The following is a 14,146-nucleotide window of genomic DNA, read 5'->3' as shown; positions in this document are numbered from 1 at the left end:
AACATGGCCGCATGAACAACAAGCAAGCCGAATTGCGCCAGTCGAAGCGGCTGGCGCTGTCCTTCCTCGCCGGCGCCGGCGCGCTGTTCGTGATTTCCCTGTTTCTGCCGCCGAACTGGTGGAGCGGCCTGCTGAAAGCCTTCGCCGAGGCCGCGATGGTGGGCGCGCTGGCCGACTGGTTCGCGGTCGCCGCGCTGTTCCGGCGCATTCCGATTCCCTTCGTCTCGCGCCACACCGAGATCATCCCCGCCAACAAGCACCGCATCGCCGACAACCTGGCCGCCTTCGTGCACGAGAAATTCCTCGACACCGATTCGATCGTGCGCCTGATCCAGCGCCACGATCCGGCGCAGAAAGTGGCGGACTGGCTGGTCAAGCCGGAGAACACGGAACGCCTGGGCCACTACCTGGTGAAGACGGCCGGCTGGGCGCTCGACTTCATCGAGGACGCCGCCGTGCAGAACTTCGTGCGGCGCGCCGTGCACGGCATGATCCAGGGCGTCGACCTGTCCAGGACCGCCGGGACGATCCTGGAAAGCGTCACCCGCGACGGCCGCCACCAGGAGCTGCTGGACGAAGGCATCGTCCAGCTGGCGAAACTGCTCGCCAACGAGGAAACCCAGGCCTTCATCGCCCAGGGCATCGTCGACTGGCTGCGCGAGGAATACGCTTTCATGGAAAAGATGCTGCCCTCGGAGCTCATCGGCAGGAAAGGCGCGGACCTCACGGTCAAGCTGGCGGCCGGCATCCTGAAACGCGTCAGCGAGGATCCGGCGCATCCGCTGCGCCAGCGCTTCGACGCCTTCACCGCCGACTTCATCGCGCGCCTGCAGGCCGACCCGGCCTTCCAGGAAAAGGGCGAGGACATCAAGCGCTACCTGATCGGCGACGACACCCTGAACGGCTACCTCGGCGCGCTGTGGAGCGACCTGAAGGCCTGGATCAAGGCCGACCTCGACCAGGAAGATTCGGTGCTGCGGCGGCGCCTGGAAGCGACCGGCGCCTGGGTCGGGCGCATGCTGGCCGAGGATCCGGCCTTGCGCGCTTCCCTCAACGAGAACCTGGAACTGGCGGCGCGCGGCGCGGCGCCCGAGTTCGCGGGCTTCCTGACCAGCCACATCGCCGACACCGTCAAGCACTGGGACAGCCGCGAGATGTCGGAGCAGGTCGAGCTCAACATCGGCAAGGACCTGCAATTCATCCGCATCAATGGCACCGTGGTGGGCGGCCTGATCGGCGTGGTGCTGTATCTGCTGTCGGCATTGCCCATGCTGGTAAGATGAGCATGAGCGGTTCACCTTCGCGGAGGCGTCATGACACACGTATCGAGCACCCTGCTGGCCGGCACGCCGGATGAAGCCTTGCTGCCCGGGCGCGACCTGTTCGAAGTCGCCCGCTACCTGATTCCGATGGAAGCCAGCCTGGTGCAGGGCTGCCTGGCCGCCTCCGGCATCCCGGCGGTGCTGGCCGACGCCCACCTGATGCAGACCGACCTGCTGCTCGCGCCGGCCCTCGGCGGCGTGCGCATCCTCGTGCCCGAGGATTACCTGCTGCAGGCCCAGGCGGTGCTGGAAGCCTTCCAGCGCGGCGAGTTCGCGCTGGGAGAGGATGCCGACGTCGGGGAGTGACGCCGGCCGCTACGTGATGCTCAGGCCGAGAGCTTCTGCATCTCGCGATACAGGTCGGCCTTGCCCTCGAAGCCGATGCCCGGCAGGTCCGGCATGGTGAGGTAGCCGTTGTCGACCTTCACGCCGTCCGGGAAGCCGCCGAAAGGCTGGAACAGGTCCGGGTAGGACTCGTTGCCGCCCAGGCCCAGGCCGGCCGCGATGTTCAGCGACATCTGGTGGCCGCCGTGCGGGATGCAGCGCTTACGCGACCAGCCGTGCTGGTGCAGCATGTCGAGGGTGCGCAGGTACTCCACCAGGCCATAGGACAGGGCGCAGTCGAACTGCAGCCAGTCGCGGTCCGGGCGCATGCCGCCGTAGCGGATCAGGTTGCGCGCGTCCTGCATCGAGAACAGGTTCTCGCCGGTCGCCATCGGCTTGTCGTAGTAGTTGCGCAGGGTCGCCTGCAGTTCGAAGTCGAGCGGGTCGCCGGCTTCCTCGTACCAGAACAGGTCGTACTGCGACAGCGCTTTCGCGTACTTGATCGCGGTGTCGAGGTCGAAGCGGCCGTTGGCGTCCACCGCCAGCTTCTGGCCGTCCTGCAGCACCGACAGGATGGAATCGATGCGGCGCAGGTCTTCGTCCAGCGAAGCGCCGCCGATCTTCTTCTTGACCACCGTGTAGCCGCGGTCGATGTAGCTGCGCATCTCGTTCTTCAGCGCTTCATGATCCTGGCCCGGATGGTAGTAGCCACCGGCCGCGTACACGAATACCTTGCGGTCCGGCTGGCCGTTGCCGTAGCGGTCGGCCAGCAGCTGGAACAGCGGCACGCCTTCGATCTTGGCGACCGCGTCCCACACCGCCATGTCGATGGTGCCGATCGCCACCGAGCGCTCGCCGTGGCCGCCCGGCTTCTCGTTGGTGAACATGCAGTCCCAGATCTTGTGCGGATCGAGGTTGTCGCCCTTGTCGTTGACCAGCGAGGCCGGGTCGGCTTCCAGGATGCGCGGGATGAAGCGCTCGCGCATCAGCTTGCCCTGGCCATAGCGGCCGTTCGAATTGAAGCCATAGCCGACCACCGGCTTACCGTCGCGGATCACGTCGGTGATCACCGCCACCAGGCTCAGCGTCATCTTGCTGAAGTCGATGTAGGCGTTGCGGATGGGAGAGCTGATGGGGAGGGTCTGTTCGCGGATCTCGACGATTTTCATGGTAGGTGCCTGCTCGGGTGCCGTGTGGTGATGGAGTCAGTAGCTTAGCTCCCGGCAATCGACCTATAATTTCTTCAAGTTGAATTGATTATTAACCTGAAGTGAATGGCAGATGATCCCCGACCATAGCGCCGACATGGAATTCTTTACGCTGGTGGCGCGCCACGGCAGCCTGGCAGCGGCCGCGCGCGCGCTCGACCTGACCCCGCCGGCGGCGACCAAGCGCCTGGCCCAGCTGGAGGCGCGGCTCGGCGTGCGGCTGGTGAACCGCACCACGCGCCGCATCAGCCTGACCAGCGAAGGCGAGACCTACCTGGCGCACGCGGGCCGGATCCTGGCCGCGATCCGCGAAATGGAAGACGCCGTGTCGAGCGGCCGCGCGGCGCCCAAGGGCCTGCTGCGCGTGAACGCGACCCTGGGCTTCGGCCGCACCACGATCGCGCCCATCGTCTCCGGATTCGCGAAGCGCTACCCGCAGGTCGAGGTGCAGATGGAAGTGACCGATCGCCCGGTCGACCTGGTGGAGAGCGGCTACGACCTGGCGATCCGCTTCGGCACGCTGCCGGACAAGCGCCTGAACGCGCGCCGCGTGATGAGCAACCGGCGCTTCCTGTGCGCCTCGCCTTTGTATCTGCAGCAGCATGGCGTACCGGCCACGCTTGCGGACCTGGCCGCGCACCGCTGCATCGTGCATCGCCAGAACGACGAGGCGCACGGCGTCTGGCGCTTTTATGCGGGCGAAGGGGACGAGCACAGCGAGGTGGTGAAAGTGCATGGCGCGCTGTCGAGCAACGACGGCGACATCGTGCTGGGCTGGGCGCTGGATGGGCACGGCATCCTGGTGCGCTCGGAGTGGGACCTGGCGCGCTACGTCGAAAGCGGACGGCTGAAGATCGTGCTGCCGCAGTACCGGCTGCCGTCGGCGGACCTGTTCGTGTACTACCTGAACCGGCGGAACCAGGCGGCGCGGACCAGGGCGTTCATTGATTTCCTGGTCGAGCATTTCCGCCAGCCGGTGGAGGCAAGCTAGCTCTCCATCGAGATCTCGGCGACTTTGCCCTTGGCGTCGAAGTGCACGCTGATGACGTAGTCGGTCACGCCGCCGGGCAGGGTGAAGTCGAAGTATTCCATCTCGTCGTCTTCGCCCCAATGGCCATGCAGTTCGAGGACGTCGAGCACCGCGGACGGATCGGGGCGCGGCGTGCCGGTGCGCGCCTGCCAGTAGTCGGGTGCGAGCTCTTCGAGGTGGAAGGCGACGAACATGGCGACGCCGGATTCCTCGTCCTCCATGTCGAAGCCGTTCTTGATGGCCTGGCGCGCGGCGTGCTCGCGGCGCGTCACCTCGTCGGCATGGTCGCTCATCTGGGTTCTCCTGGGTGGTTTGTCAAAGCCGCTATTTTATTGGCATACTCGACGGCACGCGGCCTGTACGACTCGTCGGCGCTGCCGAACCGGAAACTGACCGCTTTCGTGAAGCAGACCGCGCTTGAACGCAAGCTGCCGCTGCAGTCACAACGGCATCCTGAACCGGCGCGATTTCGACCAGATGGTGGACCTGGTGGTGGCGATGCTGAAGAAGCTGGATGCGGCGGAGGTGCGGCGGATCCGGGATTTCGTGCCGGAGAGCCGCTGATCTCAGTCGCTCACTCGCTCAGTCATTTAGCCCGAGCCCTTCCCAGCCCTGCGGCGTGAGTTTGACGTACAGCTTTTCCTTCTGCCTGTGTTCCCCGTCGATGGTCCGCCCGAGGATGGGGAAAGCCTCCTTGATCTGGGGTTTCCTGGCCCAGGGGGCCACGTTCGACAGGGTGTAGGTGTAGATTACAGCGCTCTCATCGTGGTCGCCGACCTTGGCCGGGTCGGCCCAGCGCAGGACCTTGTCCAGCGACTTGCGGCCCCAGCACATGCGCGGCGGTTGCCCCGCGTTCGCGTGCAGGAAAGGTTTGGCGGCATCGGCCATGGTGTAGCGCCGCACCTTCAGCTTCGGCCCGCCGGCCAGGGCGCCGGCTACTTCCATGTCCTCGCCCTTGGCCAGGCCCGCCGATTCCAGCGCCGCCATCTGGCCCGCCACGCCGTCCGGGTACAGCTTCTGCTGGCGCAGGTCGGTTTCGTACACGTCGACCGGCCATGTCACGGGGTCCAGGCACATCTCACCCTTCTTGTCGAAGTACTGGGTGATGGCGGCGCCGAAATTCTTTTCGTTCGCGGAGGTCTTGCTGTTGCAGGCCGACAGCGCGGCGCACAAGCTCAGGCCGAGGAGGAGGGGGAGGGCGGTCTTGGTCATGGTGATGTCATTGTACCAAGGCTTGGCGCCGGTTCGCTTGAAAGAAAAAAGCCGCAGATCCTTGCGAATCTGCGGCTTTTATTCTGGTGGTGATAGGTGGACTTGAACCACCGACCCCAGCATTATGAGTGCTGTGCTCTAACCAGCTGAGCTATATCACCAGCTAAACGGTACTAAAACAAAATGGCTCAGCCTTTGCAAGCCAAGCCATCTCGCTTGAAATTTGGTGGTGATAGGTGGACTTGAACCACCGACCCCAGCATTATGAGTGCTGTGCTCTAACCAACTGAGCTATATCACCAAAGCGGGGAGCATTATGCCGTCCGCACACAGAACTGTCAAGGTTACGCGCTTCGAATGTGCTTGTCCAGCATGGCAAGAAGTTGTGCGGTCGCATCCGGCGCCAGGCAGTCGATCGCGATCCGATCCGGCATCGAACGCAGCCAGGTCAGCTGGCGCTTGGCCAGCTGGCGGGTGGCGACGATGCCGTTCTCGCGCAGCTGCTGGCGGTCGTAGGCGCCGTCGAGGTATTCCCAGCTTTGCCGGTAGCCGACGCAGCGCATCGAGGGCAGGCCCAGATGCAGGTCGCCGCGCGCGCGCAGCCTTGCCACCTCAAGCACGATACCTTCGTCGTCACGCTCGCCCAGCATCTGGTCGAAGCGCAGCGCGATGCGCTTGTGCAGCACGGCGCGGTCGGACGGCTCCAGCGCGAACGACACCAGCTCGAAGGGCAGGGCCGTCTTCTCGCGCCTGGCCAGCAGCTCGGACATCGGCTTGCCCGACAGCTCGATGATCTCCAGCGCGCGGTTGATGCGCTGGGCGTCGTTCGGCGCCAGCCGGTCGGCGGTCGCAGGATCGAGATCGCGCAGCTTCGCGTGCATGCCGGGCCAGCCGATGCGCGCGGCTTCCTCGTCGATGCGGGCGCGGACAGCGGGGGCGGCGGTCGGCAGGTCGTCGAGGCCGTCGACCAGGCCCTTGAAGTACATCATCGTGCCGCCGACCAGCAGCGGCAGCCTGCCGCGCGCCTGGATCTCGGCCACCAGCCGGATCGCGTCTTCGCGGAACTGCATGACGGAGTAGGACTCGAGCGGATCGATGATGTCGATCAGGTGATGCGGCACGCTGGCCAGTTCGTCGGCGGTCGGCTTGGCGGTGCCGATGTCCATCTCGCGGTAGACCAGGGCCGAGTCGACCGAGATGATCTCGACCGGCATCTCCCTGGCGATCGCCAGTGCGGCGGCGGTCTTGCCGGACGCGGTCGGGCCCATGATGGCCACCGCCATCGATTTGTGATTCTGAGTCATAAATAAATGCGGCTTACTGCCCGCGCAGGAAGAGTTTATCGAGCGCGGCGATTTCGAGCTGCACCCAGGTCGGGCGGCCGTGGTTGCACTGGTCGGCGCGCTCGGTCGCTTCCATCTGGCGCAGCAGGGCGTTCATCTCCTGCGGCGACAGGATGCGGTTGGCGCGCACCGCCGTGTGGCAGGCGAGGGTGCCGAGCAGCTCGTTGCGGCGCTCGATCAGCACGCGCGAGCCGCCGTATTCGCGCACGTCGCGCAGCACGTCGCGCGCCAGGGTCTGGGCATCGGCGTTCTTCAGCAGGACCGGCACGGCGCGCACCGCCAGCGTGGTCGGCGAGACGGCGGCGATGTCGAAGCCGAGCGACTGCAGGGTCTCGCGGTTTTCCTCGGCGGTGCCGACTTCGACGGCGTCGGCGAAGAAGGTCACCGGGATCAGCATCTGCTGCACCTGCATCTGCTCGCCGCCGGCCTGGGCGTCGAGCGCGTTCTTCAACTGCTCGTACAGGATGCGCTCATGGGCCGCGTGCATGTCGACCAGCACCAGGCCCTTGCGGTTCTGCGCCAGGATGTAGATGCCGTGCAGCTGGGCCAGGGCGAAGCCGAGCGGGAAGTCGTCGTCGTGGGCCGGTTGGGGCGCGCCCGGGAGCGGCATCTCGAAGCCCGACGGCGCCGGCTTGCCGTCCGCGGCATCGCCGGACTTCGGCGCGGAGAACAGGGCGCCATAGTTCTCGGTGCGCTGCGCAACCCCGCCGCCGGAAGACGCCGCATCCCAGCGGCTGCCGGCCGGGAAGGACGAGGCGTAGGGGGATGCCGGCGCCAGCTGCGAGCCGAACGAGGTCTGCTCGTGCGGACGGCGCCATGCGGGCGTGCCGCCGTTGCCGGAGTCCCGTCCGAAGCCGCCGCCCCAGGAGGCGCCCGCTGAGTTGCCCAATGAGCCGCCCGACGGCGTGATCTCGGCCGCGCTGACCGGGGCCGGCGCGTTGCCGTGGGCCGTGGCGGAGGTCTGGGCCAGCGCGCGCTGCACCGCGTGGAACACGAACTGGTGGACCGCGCGGCTGTCGCGGAAGCGCACCTCGATCTTCGACGGGTGCACGTTGACGTCGACCATCGCCGGGTCCAGTTCGAGCGCCAGCACGTAGCTGGGGAAGCGGTCGCCGTGCAGCACGTCCTCGTAGGCGGCCTTTACTGCGTGCACCAGCAGCTTGTCGCGCACGAAGCGGCCGTTCACGTAGAAGAACTGGCCGTCGGCGCGCGCCTTCGAGGCGGTCGGCAGGCCGACGTAGCCGTGCAGGCGCAGCGGGCCGGCAGCTTCGTCGAGCTGCAGGCGCGCCTCGGCGAAGTCGTTGCCGAGGATCTGGGCGCTGCGCTTGGCCGCTTCGCTGACGTTCCAATGGTCGATGGTGCGGCCGTTGTGGGTCAGGCTGAACGAGACGTCCGGACGCGCCAGCGCGATGCGGCGCACGACCTCGGCGCAGTGGCCGTATTCGGTCTGCTCGGATTTCAGGAACTTGCGGCGTGCCGGCGTGTTGAAGTACAGGTCCTGCACGTCGATCGTGGTGCCGAAGGCGCCGGAGGAGGGCGAGACGGTGCCCTGATGCGAGCCGACGATCTCCCAGGCGTGCGGCGCGTCCGCCGTGCGCGAGGTGATTGAAACGGCCGCCACCGAAGCGATCGAGGCCAGCGCCTCGCCGCGGAAGCCCAGCGTATTGACGTTTTCGAGGTCGGTCAGCGAGGCGATCTTCGAGGTCGCATGGCGGGCCAGCGCGAGCGGCAGCTCTTCCGGCGGGATACCCTTGCCGTTGTCGGTGATGGCGATGCGCTTGACCCCGCCTTCCTCGAGGCGGATCGTGACCTGGGTGGCGCCGGCGTCGAGCGCGTTTTCCAATAGCTCCTTGACCACGGCCGAGGGCCGCTCGACGACTTCGCCGGCGGCGATCTGCGAGATGAGCTGGTCAGGGAGCTGCTGGATGGGGCGGTGGATGGGGGCCGGGGCGTTCATGCGCAAATTATAGCTCGCCGCCCAAGCGCCAACGGCAGGTGTTTGATTTTTCCCAAACCGGGGTCAGACTCCGGTCTTACGGAGTCTGACCCCGGTTTTAGCTAAGTCAAAGCTTCTGCTCGCGCACGGGAATTTGTGCGTTACACAGGTCCAGGTAGTTCGGCGAGTATTTGTTCCATGGCCCGCCGCGATTGCGCTGGGCGTCGAGGACGGCCTGGTAGAGGGGGCTTTCGGTGCGCAGCACTTCCAGATGCACACGCTCGGCTTCCGGGACGTCGGCCGCGACCTTCACGGCGGCAATCGGCACCTGCATTCCCGGCTGCTCGTAGAAGCCCATCGGCGCCGGGCCGCGCGGCAGGGTCGACAGCAGCGGCATGCCGGCCACGACGCGGCCGACCACGGTGATGTTGCGGTCGAGCTGGCGCGGCGCCTGGCCGGTGACGACGTACAGGCTGGTGCCGCCGCCGCTGTCGGACTCGTTGCCGCGGGCCACGCCGACCATGCCGTAGCAGTGCGTCAGCCAGGTCTGGCCGGCCTTCGGGTCGCGCGCGGCCGGGAAGCCGCCGGAGTGCCCGACCTGGGGCGCGAAGCCGTCGATGTCGCGCATGCGCACGAACTGCTTGTCATTCGATAAAGGCACCGTGAACTCGCCCGGCAGGGTCTTTTGCGCGCTCTTCACCTGGCGCGCCTGCTCGTCGTCTTCGTGCGGGTCGCCCCACTGGACCACGAAGTTGTCCTGCGAGCGGACGATTGCCAAACCATCGTAGTAGTGCTCGCGCGCCAGGGCCTTGATGTTCCTGACGTGGTTCGGCGCAAAGCGGGGCGCCAGTTCGATGACCACGCGTCCCTGCGGCAGCTCCACGTAGAGCGTGTTCTCGGCGTCGAGCGGACGCCAGTCGCCCGGCTTCGAGCCCTTCAGCACCTCGCCGACGCCGGGTTTCGGCGGCAATTCCTTCGCGCCGGCCGCCAGCATCGCCGTCATGCCCAGCACCAGGGCGCCCACCATCTTTTTCGGTACAGCCTGCATCTCGTCTCTCCTTGTTCTTTTAGAAAACTTACAGGGGCCGTGTCAATTCTGTACCAAAAGTTGATCGGCCGGCCATTTTTCGATACCGGTCTGATGGTATGATGCGGCGCTACCATTTAGGATAATCATGGATCTGATGCAACTCTTCGGCATGCTCCTGCATGTCGATAAGACGCTGGGCAGCCTGCTGGCCCAGTACGGTGTGTATATCTACGCGGTCCTGTTTGCGATCGTGTTCTGCGAGACCGGTCTCGTGGTGCTGTTTTTCTTCCCCGGCGACACCCTGCTGTTCATCGCCGGCGCCTTCTGCGCCACCGGCGAGATGAGTTATCCGCTGCTGATGCTGCTGCTGATTACGGCCGCCGTCACCGGCAATACCCTGAACTATTACATCGGCGGCGCCATCGGCCACCGCGTGTTCACCCACGATTACCGCTGGCTGAACAAGGACGCCCTGAAGCGCACCCACGACTTCTTCGAAAAGCACGGCGGCAAGACCATCATCCTGGCGCGCTTCGTGCCGGTGGTGCGTACCTTCGCGCCGTTCGTGGCCGGCGTCTCGGAGATGACGCACACGCGCTTCCAGATGTTCAACATCACCGGCGCCGTGCTGTGGGTCGCCGGCCTCGTGACCGCCGGTTACTTCTTCGGCAACATGCCGGTGGTGCGTGACCACCTGACCGCCATCGTGCTGGTCGGCGTCGGCGCGGCGATCGTGCCGCTGGCCCTGGGCGGCATCTACAAATTCGGTCGCCGCATGCTCAGCCGCTGAGCCAGCCTCTTGCCATTCTTGCCATTCTTGCCAGCGCGCCGCATCGACGGCGCGCTGTTCGTTTACAAGGCTCAAGTTTACTGTCGGTCACGCCGATAAAGCAGGGGACAGCAACACTACTGGAATCCCATGCGTAACCTGATCGCCCTGTTCGCTTGCAGCTGCGTCGTCCTGAGCGCGAGCGCGAACGATCCTGCTCCCGCCGCGGCAGCCAAACTCGCGGCTTCGATTTCCCGGCCCGCATCCGCCTCCCTGCCGGCCGCCAAGGAAGCGCCATCGGCCAGCAAGGAAGCGCCGGCCAGGAAGGAAGCGCCGCCCAAGAAGGCCGCGCCCGCGCCGGCTGCCGCGGAGGACAAGGAACAAGAGGCCGAAGTCGCCCTCTCGGCCAAGATCGCCGAGCGCCTGGCCGAGCTGCGCGAGCGCCAGCAGGCGCGCGCCGCCGCGTCCGCGCGCGTGAAGAAAGCCGCCGAGGCCAAGCGCCGCGATGAAGAGAAGGCAGCGGCCGCGGCCGCGATCCTGGCCGCCGCGCCCAAGCACGGCACCGTCTGGTCCTACGAGGGCGAAACCGGCCCCGCCAACTGGTCGAAGATCAATGTCGATTGGGCAAAATGCGGCATGGGCAACCGCCAGTCGCCAATCGACCTGCGCGACGGCATCAAGGTCAACCTGGAGCAGATCGGCTTCGACTACCACCCGTCCTCGTTCAACGAGGTGAACAACGGCCACACGATCCAGGTGACGGTTGGCGGCGGCAACTTCATCACGGTCGGCAACCAGACCTACGAGCTGCAGCAGTTCCACTTCCACCGCCCGTCGGAAGAGCGCATCAACGGCAAGGGCACCGAGATGGTCATGCACCTGGTGCACAAGAGCTATGACGGCAAGATCGCGATCGTCGCGGTGCTGCTCGAGCGCGGCCAGCCGCACGGCCTGATGCAGACCATCTGGGACAACCTGCCGCTCGAGAAGAACGAGGTGGTGTCGCCGTCGATCGTGCTCGACCCCAGCGATGCGCTGCCGGAAAAGCGCGAATACTTCACCTACATGGGCTCGCTGAGCGAACCGCCCTGCACCGAGGGCGTGCTGTGGCTGGTGTTCAAGCAGCCGCGCCAGGCGTCGCCGGCGCAGATGGCGCTGTTCTCGCGCCTGTATCCGCTGAATGCGCGGCCGGTGCAGTCGACGGCGGGGCGGATGATCAAGGAATCGAACTGAGGCGGTACTCGCCCTTCCAGCTCCCGCCCGGCTCCAGCGTCTGCGGTCCCAGCATGGCCGGTTCGATGCAGACGAAGTTCCGGTACTCTTCATCCTCCAGATCCGACAGCGCGGCGGCATCGGCCGCGCCCGGATTCCACACCACCACGTCGGTAAAACCGCGCTGGCTGTGCAGCAGCTTGTCGGCGCCGTTGTCGAAGGTGAGCGGGCCGGCGATGCGCTCGAATACCTGGTCGAGCTTGTCGGTGATGGCCAGGGTCTCGGCCTGCAGGCCGTCGATGCGCACGGCTTCGACGTCCTCGACCAGGTGGTAGGTGTGCAGGGCGGCCGCGAAGGAGAAGGGGTGGCTGCCGATGTTGCGCACCTCGAGCGCCATGTCGAGTTCCGCACCGCGCACCGATACCCGCAGCGCCAGTTCGAACGCATAGGCCCAGGCGCTCGAGGCCTGCGGCGACAGCTCGTCCTGGTTCAGTCCCAGCAGGGCCCAGGCGGCGCCGTCCTGCTCGCCGCTGTCGAGTACCTGCCAGGTGCTGGTGCGCGCGAAGCCGTGGCGCATGCCCTCGCCGCGTTCGGCGAATTGCGGGAAGATCACCGGCACGCCGCCGCGGATCGCGCGGCTGCCGTCGAGCGCCGACAGGCGGCTCATGAACATGCGCTCCTGGGGCGCGGCGCCGGTGCCGGAAACGGATTTCCAGGACACCAGGTGGGCGCCGTACAGGGTGATGCTTGCCTCGGCGCCGTCCGGCGCACGCAGCAGCAGGGCGGGCAGTTGCCCGAATTGGATGGTAGATGCGCTCATTACAAATCCTCCCCAGGCTCAGACTAAGATTCGGCAGGCGTCAGGCCGTTCGTCCCTTCGCCAGCGGCGGATTGTACGCGAAGTAGCGCTTGATGCCTTTCGTGATCGCGTCCGCGAGCTGGTTCTGGTAGGCGTCGTCCTTCAGCCTGGCCTCTTCTTCCGGGTTCGAAATGAACGCGGTCTCGACCAGGATCGAGGGGATGTCGGGCGCCTTCAGCACCGCGAAGCCGGCCTGCTCGACCGAGCCCTTGTGCAGGCGGTTGATGCCGCCGATCTCGCTCAGCACCGCCTTGCCCAGCTTGAGGCTGTCGTTGATCTGGGCCGTGGTCGAGAGGTCGAACAGCACGCTGGCGAGCTGCTTGTCCTGGCTGCCGAGGTTGATGCCGCCGATCAGGTCGGCCTTGTTCTGGTCGTTCGCCAGCCAGCGCGCCGCGCTCGAGCTGGCGCCCTTCTCGGACAGCACGAACACGGAGGAGCCGCGCGCGGACGCTTGGATGAAGGCGTCGGCGTGGATCGAGACGAACAGGTCGGCCTGCACCTTCCTCGCCTTTTCCACGCGCTGGCCGAGCGGCACGAAGAAGTCGGCGTCGCGGGTCAGCATCACGCGCGTGTTCGGCAGGTCTTCCAGCCTGGCTTTCAGGCGCTTCGCGATCTCCAGCACGATGTCCTTCTCGTGCACGCCGGTGGCGCCGGTGGCGCCAGGGTCTTCGCCGCCATGGCCGGGGTCGAGGGCGATGGTCACCATGCGCGTCACCTTGCCGCTGTTGTTGCCGGCCGCGTCCTTGCCCTTGGCGGGCGGCCGCGGCTGGGCTTGCGGCGCGGTCGGCTGCGGCTGGGCCGGGGTGCTGCCGGCGCGCGCGGCGTCGGCTTCCAGCTTGGCGATCGCATCCGGGCCGGCCTGGCCGACCGTGGCGTCGCCCGGCTGGGGCGCCGGCGCCGGCGTGGCCGGAACCGCGCCATCGGACCAGTTCTCCCTGGCGATCATGGCGGACAAGGGATCGACCTGGCGCACCGGATACAGGTCGAAGATCAGCCGATGCCGGTAGCCGCCCACCGGAGCGAGCGTGAAGACCTGCGGCTTGACCTCTTCCTTGAGGTCGAACACCAGGCGCACCACGTTCGGGCGGTTCTGGCCGACCCTTACCTGCTTGATGTAGGGGTCGTTCGATTCGACCTTGGCGACCAGGCTCCTCAGGGTATCGTTCAGCGCCAGGCCGTCGATGTCGACCACCAGGCGCGGCGGATCGGCCACCATGAAATGGGTGGCTTTCAGGTCGCCGTCGTTCTCCAGGGTCACGCGGGTGTACTCGTCGGCCGGCCACACGCGCACCGCCATGATCTGCGCGGCCATGGCCGAGGACGGAAGCAGGGCGGGAGCGAGGACGGACAGGAGCAGCGTACCGCCGCTTTTCAGGACAGTGCGGCGCTTGGGGGAACCAGGGATCAGGGCGTCGGGGGGTAGTGCAGGCGTTCGAGGCATAGCAGGCCCAATTCAGACAACGCCTGCAATTCTACCTCACGGCCGAGGCCGCTGACTGTAAGCAATACCGTGACGTCGGGTGGCGGCAACACCGGCGCGCCTTTTTCGGGCCATTCGACGATGCAGATATTCCTGCCGTCGAAGTCTTCGCGGAAGCCCGCATCGAGGAATTCCTCCGGGCTGGACATGCGATAGAGGTCGTAGTGGATCAGGTTGGCCGGCTGCCCATCCAGGACGATCCGGTAGGGCTCGGACAGCGTGTAGGTCGGGCTTTTCACCGCGCCCTGGTGGCCGGCCGCGTGCAGCAGCGCGCGCGTGAGGGCGGTCTTGCCGGCGCCGAGGTCGCCGTGCAGGTAGATCACGAGGCCGGGCGCCAGCGCGCGCGCCAGGGCGCCGCCCAGGGCCTGGGTCGCCGATTCGTCCGGAAGGTAAGCTTTCAAAAAATCCTGCATCGAATAAA

The 14,146-nt window shown here is 66.4% G+C and carries 15 protein-coding genes and 2 tRNA genes; 6 read left to right on the top strand and 11 right to left on the bottom strand.

The window, feature by feature from the left end; genetic code table 11:
• Positions 1 to 11: 11 nt before the first annotated feature.
• Both AM586_RS11435 and AM586_RS11430 read left to right on the top strand, forming a co-directional pair.
• Positions 12 to 1,283: a DUF445 domain-containing protein gene (locus tag AM586_RS11435; protein WP_047821771.1), complete on the top strand. Its 1,272-nt coding sequence runs from the start codon at positions 12 to 14 to the stop codon at positions 1,281 to 1,283.
• A gap of 30 nt (positions 1,284 to 1,313) precedes the next feature.
• A complete protein-coding gene (locus AM586_RS11430; protein WP_052233201.1) occupies positions 1,314 to 1,628 on the top strand; it encodes a putative signal transducing protein in 315 nt (104 codons plus the stop codon).
• A 20-nt stretch (positions 1,629 to 1,648) separates the two neighbouring features.
• Here AM586_RS11430 and AM586_RS11425 read toward each other — a convergent pair whose 3' ends face one another.
• Positions 1,649 to 2,815 (bottom strand): mandelate racemase/muconate lactonizing enzyme family protein, encoded by a 1,167-nt coding sequence (locus tag AM586_RS11425; RefSeq protein ID WP_047821773.1) that lies wholly within the window; start codon positions 2,813 to 2,815, stop codon positions 1,649 to 1,651.
• Positions 2,816 to 2,927: 112 nt separating this feature from the next.
• Between AM586_RS11425 and AM586_RS11420 the strand changes: the two genes are divergently transcribed.
• Positions 2,928 to 3,845, top strand: coding sequence for a LysR substrate-binding domain-containing protein (locus AM586_RS11420; RefSeq protein ID WP_047821775.1), 918 nt, complete (start codon positions 2,928 to 2,930; stop codon positions 3,843 to 3,845).
• Here AM586_RS11420 and AM586_RS11415 read toward each other — a convergent pair.
• On the bottom strand, positions 3,842 to 4,177 hold the full coding sequence (locus AM586_RS11415) for a DUF2004 domain-containing protein (RefSeq protein WP_047821777.1): 336 nt from the start codon (positions 4,175 to 4,177) through the stop codon (positions 3,842 to 3,844). The genes AM586_RS11420 and AM586_RS11415 overlap by 4 nt on opposite strands.
• A gap of 124 nt (positions 4,178 to 4,301) precedes the next feature.
• On the opposite strand from AM586_RS11415, the gene AM586_RS28100 reads away from it, so the two are divergent.
• On the top strand, positions 4,302 to 4,448 hold the full coding sequence (locus AM586_RS28100; RefSeq protein ID WP_156328081.1) for a hypothetical protein: 147 nt from the start codon (positions 4,302 to 4,304) through the stop codon (positions 4,446 to 4,448).
• A gap of 18 nt (positions 4,449 to 4,466) precedes the next feature.
• Here the strand turns inward: AM586_RS28100 and AM586_RS11410 are convergent, their stop codons facing one another.
• From AM586_RS11410 to AM586_RS11385, 6 genes are all read right to left on the bottom strand, one after another.
• The gene (locus AM586_RS11410) at positions 4,467 to 5,096 is read right to left on the bottom strand and encodes a hypothetical protein (RefSeq protein ID WP_047821779.1); all 630 of its coding nucleotides are present in this window, start codon (positions 5,094 to 5,096) and stop codon (positions 4,467 to 4,469) included.
• Positions 5,097 to 5,180: 84 nt separating this feature from the next.
• A tRNA-Met gene (locus AM586_RS11405) sits at positions 5,181 to 5,257 on the bottom strand.
• A gap of 63 nt (positions 5,258 to 5,320) precedes the next feature.
• Positions 5,321 to 5,397, bottom strand: a tRNA-Met gene (locus AM586_RS11400).
• Positions 5,398 to 5,440: 43 nt separating this feature from the next.
• Positions 5,441 to 6,400, bottom strand: coding sequence for a tRNA (adenosine(37)-N6)-dimethylallyltransferase MiaA (miaA, locus tag AM586_RS11395; protein WP_047821780.1), 960 nt, complete (start codon positions 6,398 to 6,400; stop codon positions 5,441 to 5,443).
• 13 nt (positions 6,401 to 6,413) lie between these two features.
• The gene (gene mutL / locus AM586_RS11390) at positions 6,414 to 8,396 is read right to left on the bottom strand and encodes a DNA mismatch repair endonuclease MutL (protein ID WP_047821782.1); all 1,983 of its coding nucleotides are present in this window, start codon (positions 8,394 to 8,396) and stop codon (positions 6,414 to 6,416) included.
• Between the two features lie 106 nt (positions 8,397 to 8,502).
• Entirely contained in the window at positions 8,503 to 9,423 is a 921-nt protein-coding gene (locus AM586_RS11385; RefSeq protein WP_047821784.1) for a peptidylprolyl isomerase, read from the bottom strand.
• Between the two features lie 127 nt (positions 9,424 to 9,550).
• On the opposite strand from AM586_RS11385, the gene AM586_RS11380 reads away from it, so the two are divergent.
• Positions 9,551 to 10,195 (top strand): VTT domain-containing protein, encoded by a 645-nt coding sequence (locus AM586_RS11380; protein WP_047821786.1) that lies wholly within the window; start codon positions 9,551 to 9,553, stop codon positions 10,193 to 10,195.
• Between the two features lie 129 nt (positions 10,196 to 10,324).
• Positions 10,325 to 11,407, top strand: coding sequence for a carbonic anhydrase (locus AM586_RS11375; RefSeq protein ID WP_047821788.1), 1,083 nt, complete (start codon positions 10,325 to 10,327; stop codon positions 11,405 to 11,407).
• Here AM586_RS11375 and AM586_RS11370 read toward each other — a convergent pair.
• Genes AM586_RS11370 through tsaE form a run of 3 tightly spaced genes read right to left on the bottom strand, consistent with a single transcriptional unit; the run spans position 11,391 to position 14,138 of the window.
• The gene (locus tag AM586_RS11370; RefSeq protein WP_047821790.1) at positions 11,391 to 12,206 is read right to left on the bottom strand and encodes a D-hexose-6-phosphate mutarotase; all 816 of its coding nucleotides are present in this window, start codon (positions 12,204 to 12,206) and stop codon (positions 11,391 to 11,393) included. The two genes, AM586_RS11375 and AM586_RS11370, sit on opposite strands and share 17 nt — an antisense overlap.
• A 40-nt stretch (positions 12,207 to 12,246) precedes the next feature.
• The gene (locus AM586_RS11365; RefSeq protein ID WP_047821791.1) at positions 12,247 to 13,686 is read right to left on the bottom strand and encodes an N-acetylmuramoyl-L-alanine amidase; all 1,440 of its coding nucleotides are present in this window, start codon (positions 13,684 to 13,686) and stop codon (positions 12,247 to 12,249) included.
• Positions 13,650 to 14,138 (bottom strand): tRNA (adenosine(37)-N6)-threonylcarbamoyltransferase complex ATPase subunit type 1 TsaE, encoded by a 489-nt coding sequence (gene tsaE, locus AM586_RS11360; RefSeq protein ID WP_047821793.1) that lies wholly within the window; start codon positions 14,136 to 14,138, stop codon positions 13,650 to 13,652. Before tsaE ends, AM586_RS11365 begins: the two co-directional genes overlap by 37 nt.
• Positions 14,139 to 14,146 lie beyond the last annotated feature (8 nt).

The sequence above is a fragment of the Massilia sp. WG5 genome (assembly GCF_001412595.2).
Taxonomy (GTDB): Bacteria; Pseudomonadota; Gammaproteobacteria; order Burkholderiales; family Burkholderiaceae_D; genus Telluria.
The sequence above is the reverse complement of the archived record's forward strand: the minus strand, read 5'-3'. Positions and strand labels throughout refer to the sequence as shown.

Bases quoted from the DNA above. Each gene is read 5' to 3' on its own strand.
- AM586_RS11435 (WP_047821771.1), top strand. From the start codon at position 12: ATGAACAACAAGCAAGCCGAATTGCGCCAGTCGAAGCGGCTGGCGCTG.
- AM586_RS11430 (WP_052233201.1), top strand. From the start codon at position 1,314: ATGACACACGTATCGAGCACCCTGCTGGCCGGCACGCCGGATGAAGCC.
- AM586_RS11425 (WP_047821773.1), bottom strand. From the start codon at position 2,815: ATGAAAATCGTCGAGATCCGCGAACAGACCCTCCCCATCAGCTCTCCC.
- AM586_RS11420 (WP_047821775.1), top strand. From the start codon at position 2,928: ATGATCCCCGACCATAGCGCCGACATGGAATTCTTTACGCTGGTGGCG.
- AM586_RS11415 (WP_047821777.1), bottom strand. From the start codon at position 4,177: ATGAGCGACCATGCCGACGAGGTGACGCGCCGCGAGCACGCCGCGCGC.
- AM586_RS11410 (WP_047821779.1), bottom strand. From the start codon at position 5,096: ATGACCAAGACCGCCCTCCCCCTCCTCCTCGGCCTGAGCTTGTGCGCC.
- miaA (WP_047821780.1), bottom strand. From the start codon at position 6,400: ATGACTCAGAATCACAAATCGATGGCGGTGGCCATCATGGGCCCGACC.
- mutL (WP_047821782.1), bottom strand. From the start codon at position 8,396: ATGAACGCCCCGGCCCCCATCCACCGCCCCATCCAGCAGCTCCCTGAC.
- AM586_RS11385 (WP_047821784.1), bottom strand. From the start codon at position 9,423: ATGCAGGCTGTACCGAAAAAGATGGTGGGCGCCCTGGTGCTGGGCATG.
- AM586_RS11380 (WP_047821786.1), top strand. From the start codon at position 9,551: ATGGATCTGATGCAACTCTTCGGCATGCTCCTGCATGTCGATAAGACG.
- AM586_RS11375 (WP_047821788.1), top strand. From the start codon at position 10,325: ATGCGTAACCTGATCGCCCTGTTCGCTTGCAGCTGCGTCGTCCTGAGC.
- AM586_RS11370 (WP_047821790.1), bottom strand. From the start codon at position 12,206: ATGAGCGCATCTACCATCCAATTCGGGCAACTGCCCGCCCTGCTGCTG.
- AM586_RS11365 (WP_047821791.1), bottom strand. From the start codon at position 13,686: ATGCCTCGAACGCCTGCACTACCCCCCGACGCCCTGATCCCTGGTTCC.
- tsaE (WP_047821793.1), bottom strand. From the start codon at position 14,138: ATGCAGGATTTTTTGAAAGCTTACCTTCCGGACGAATCGGCGACCCAG.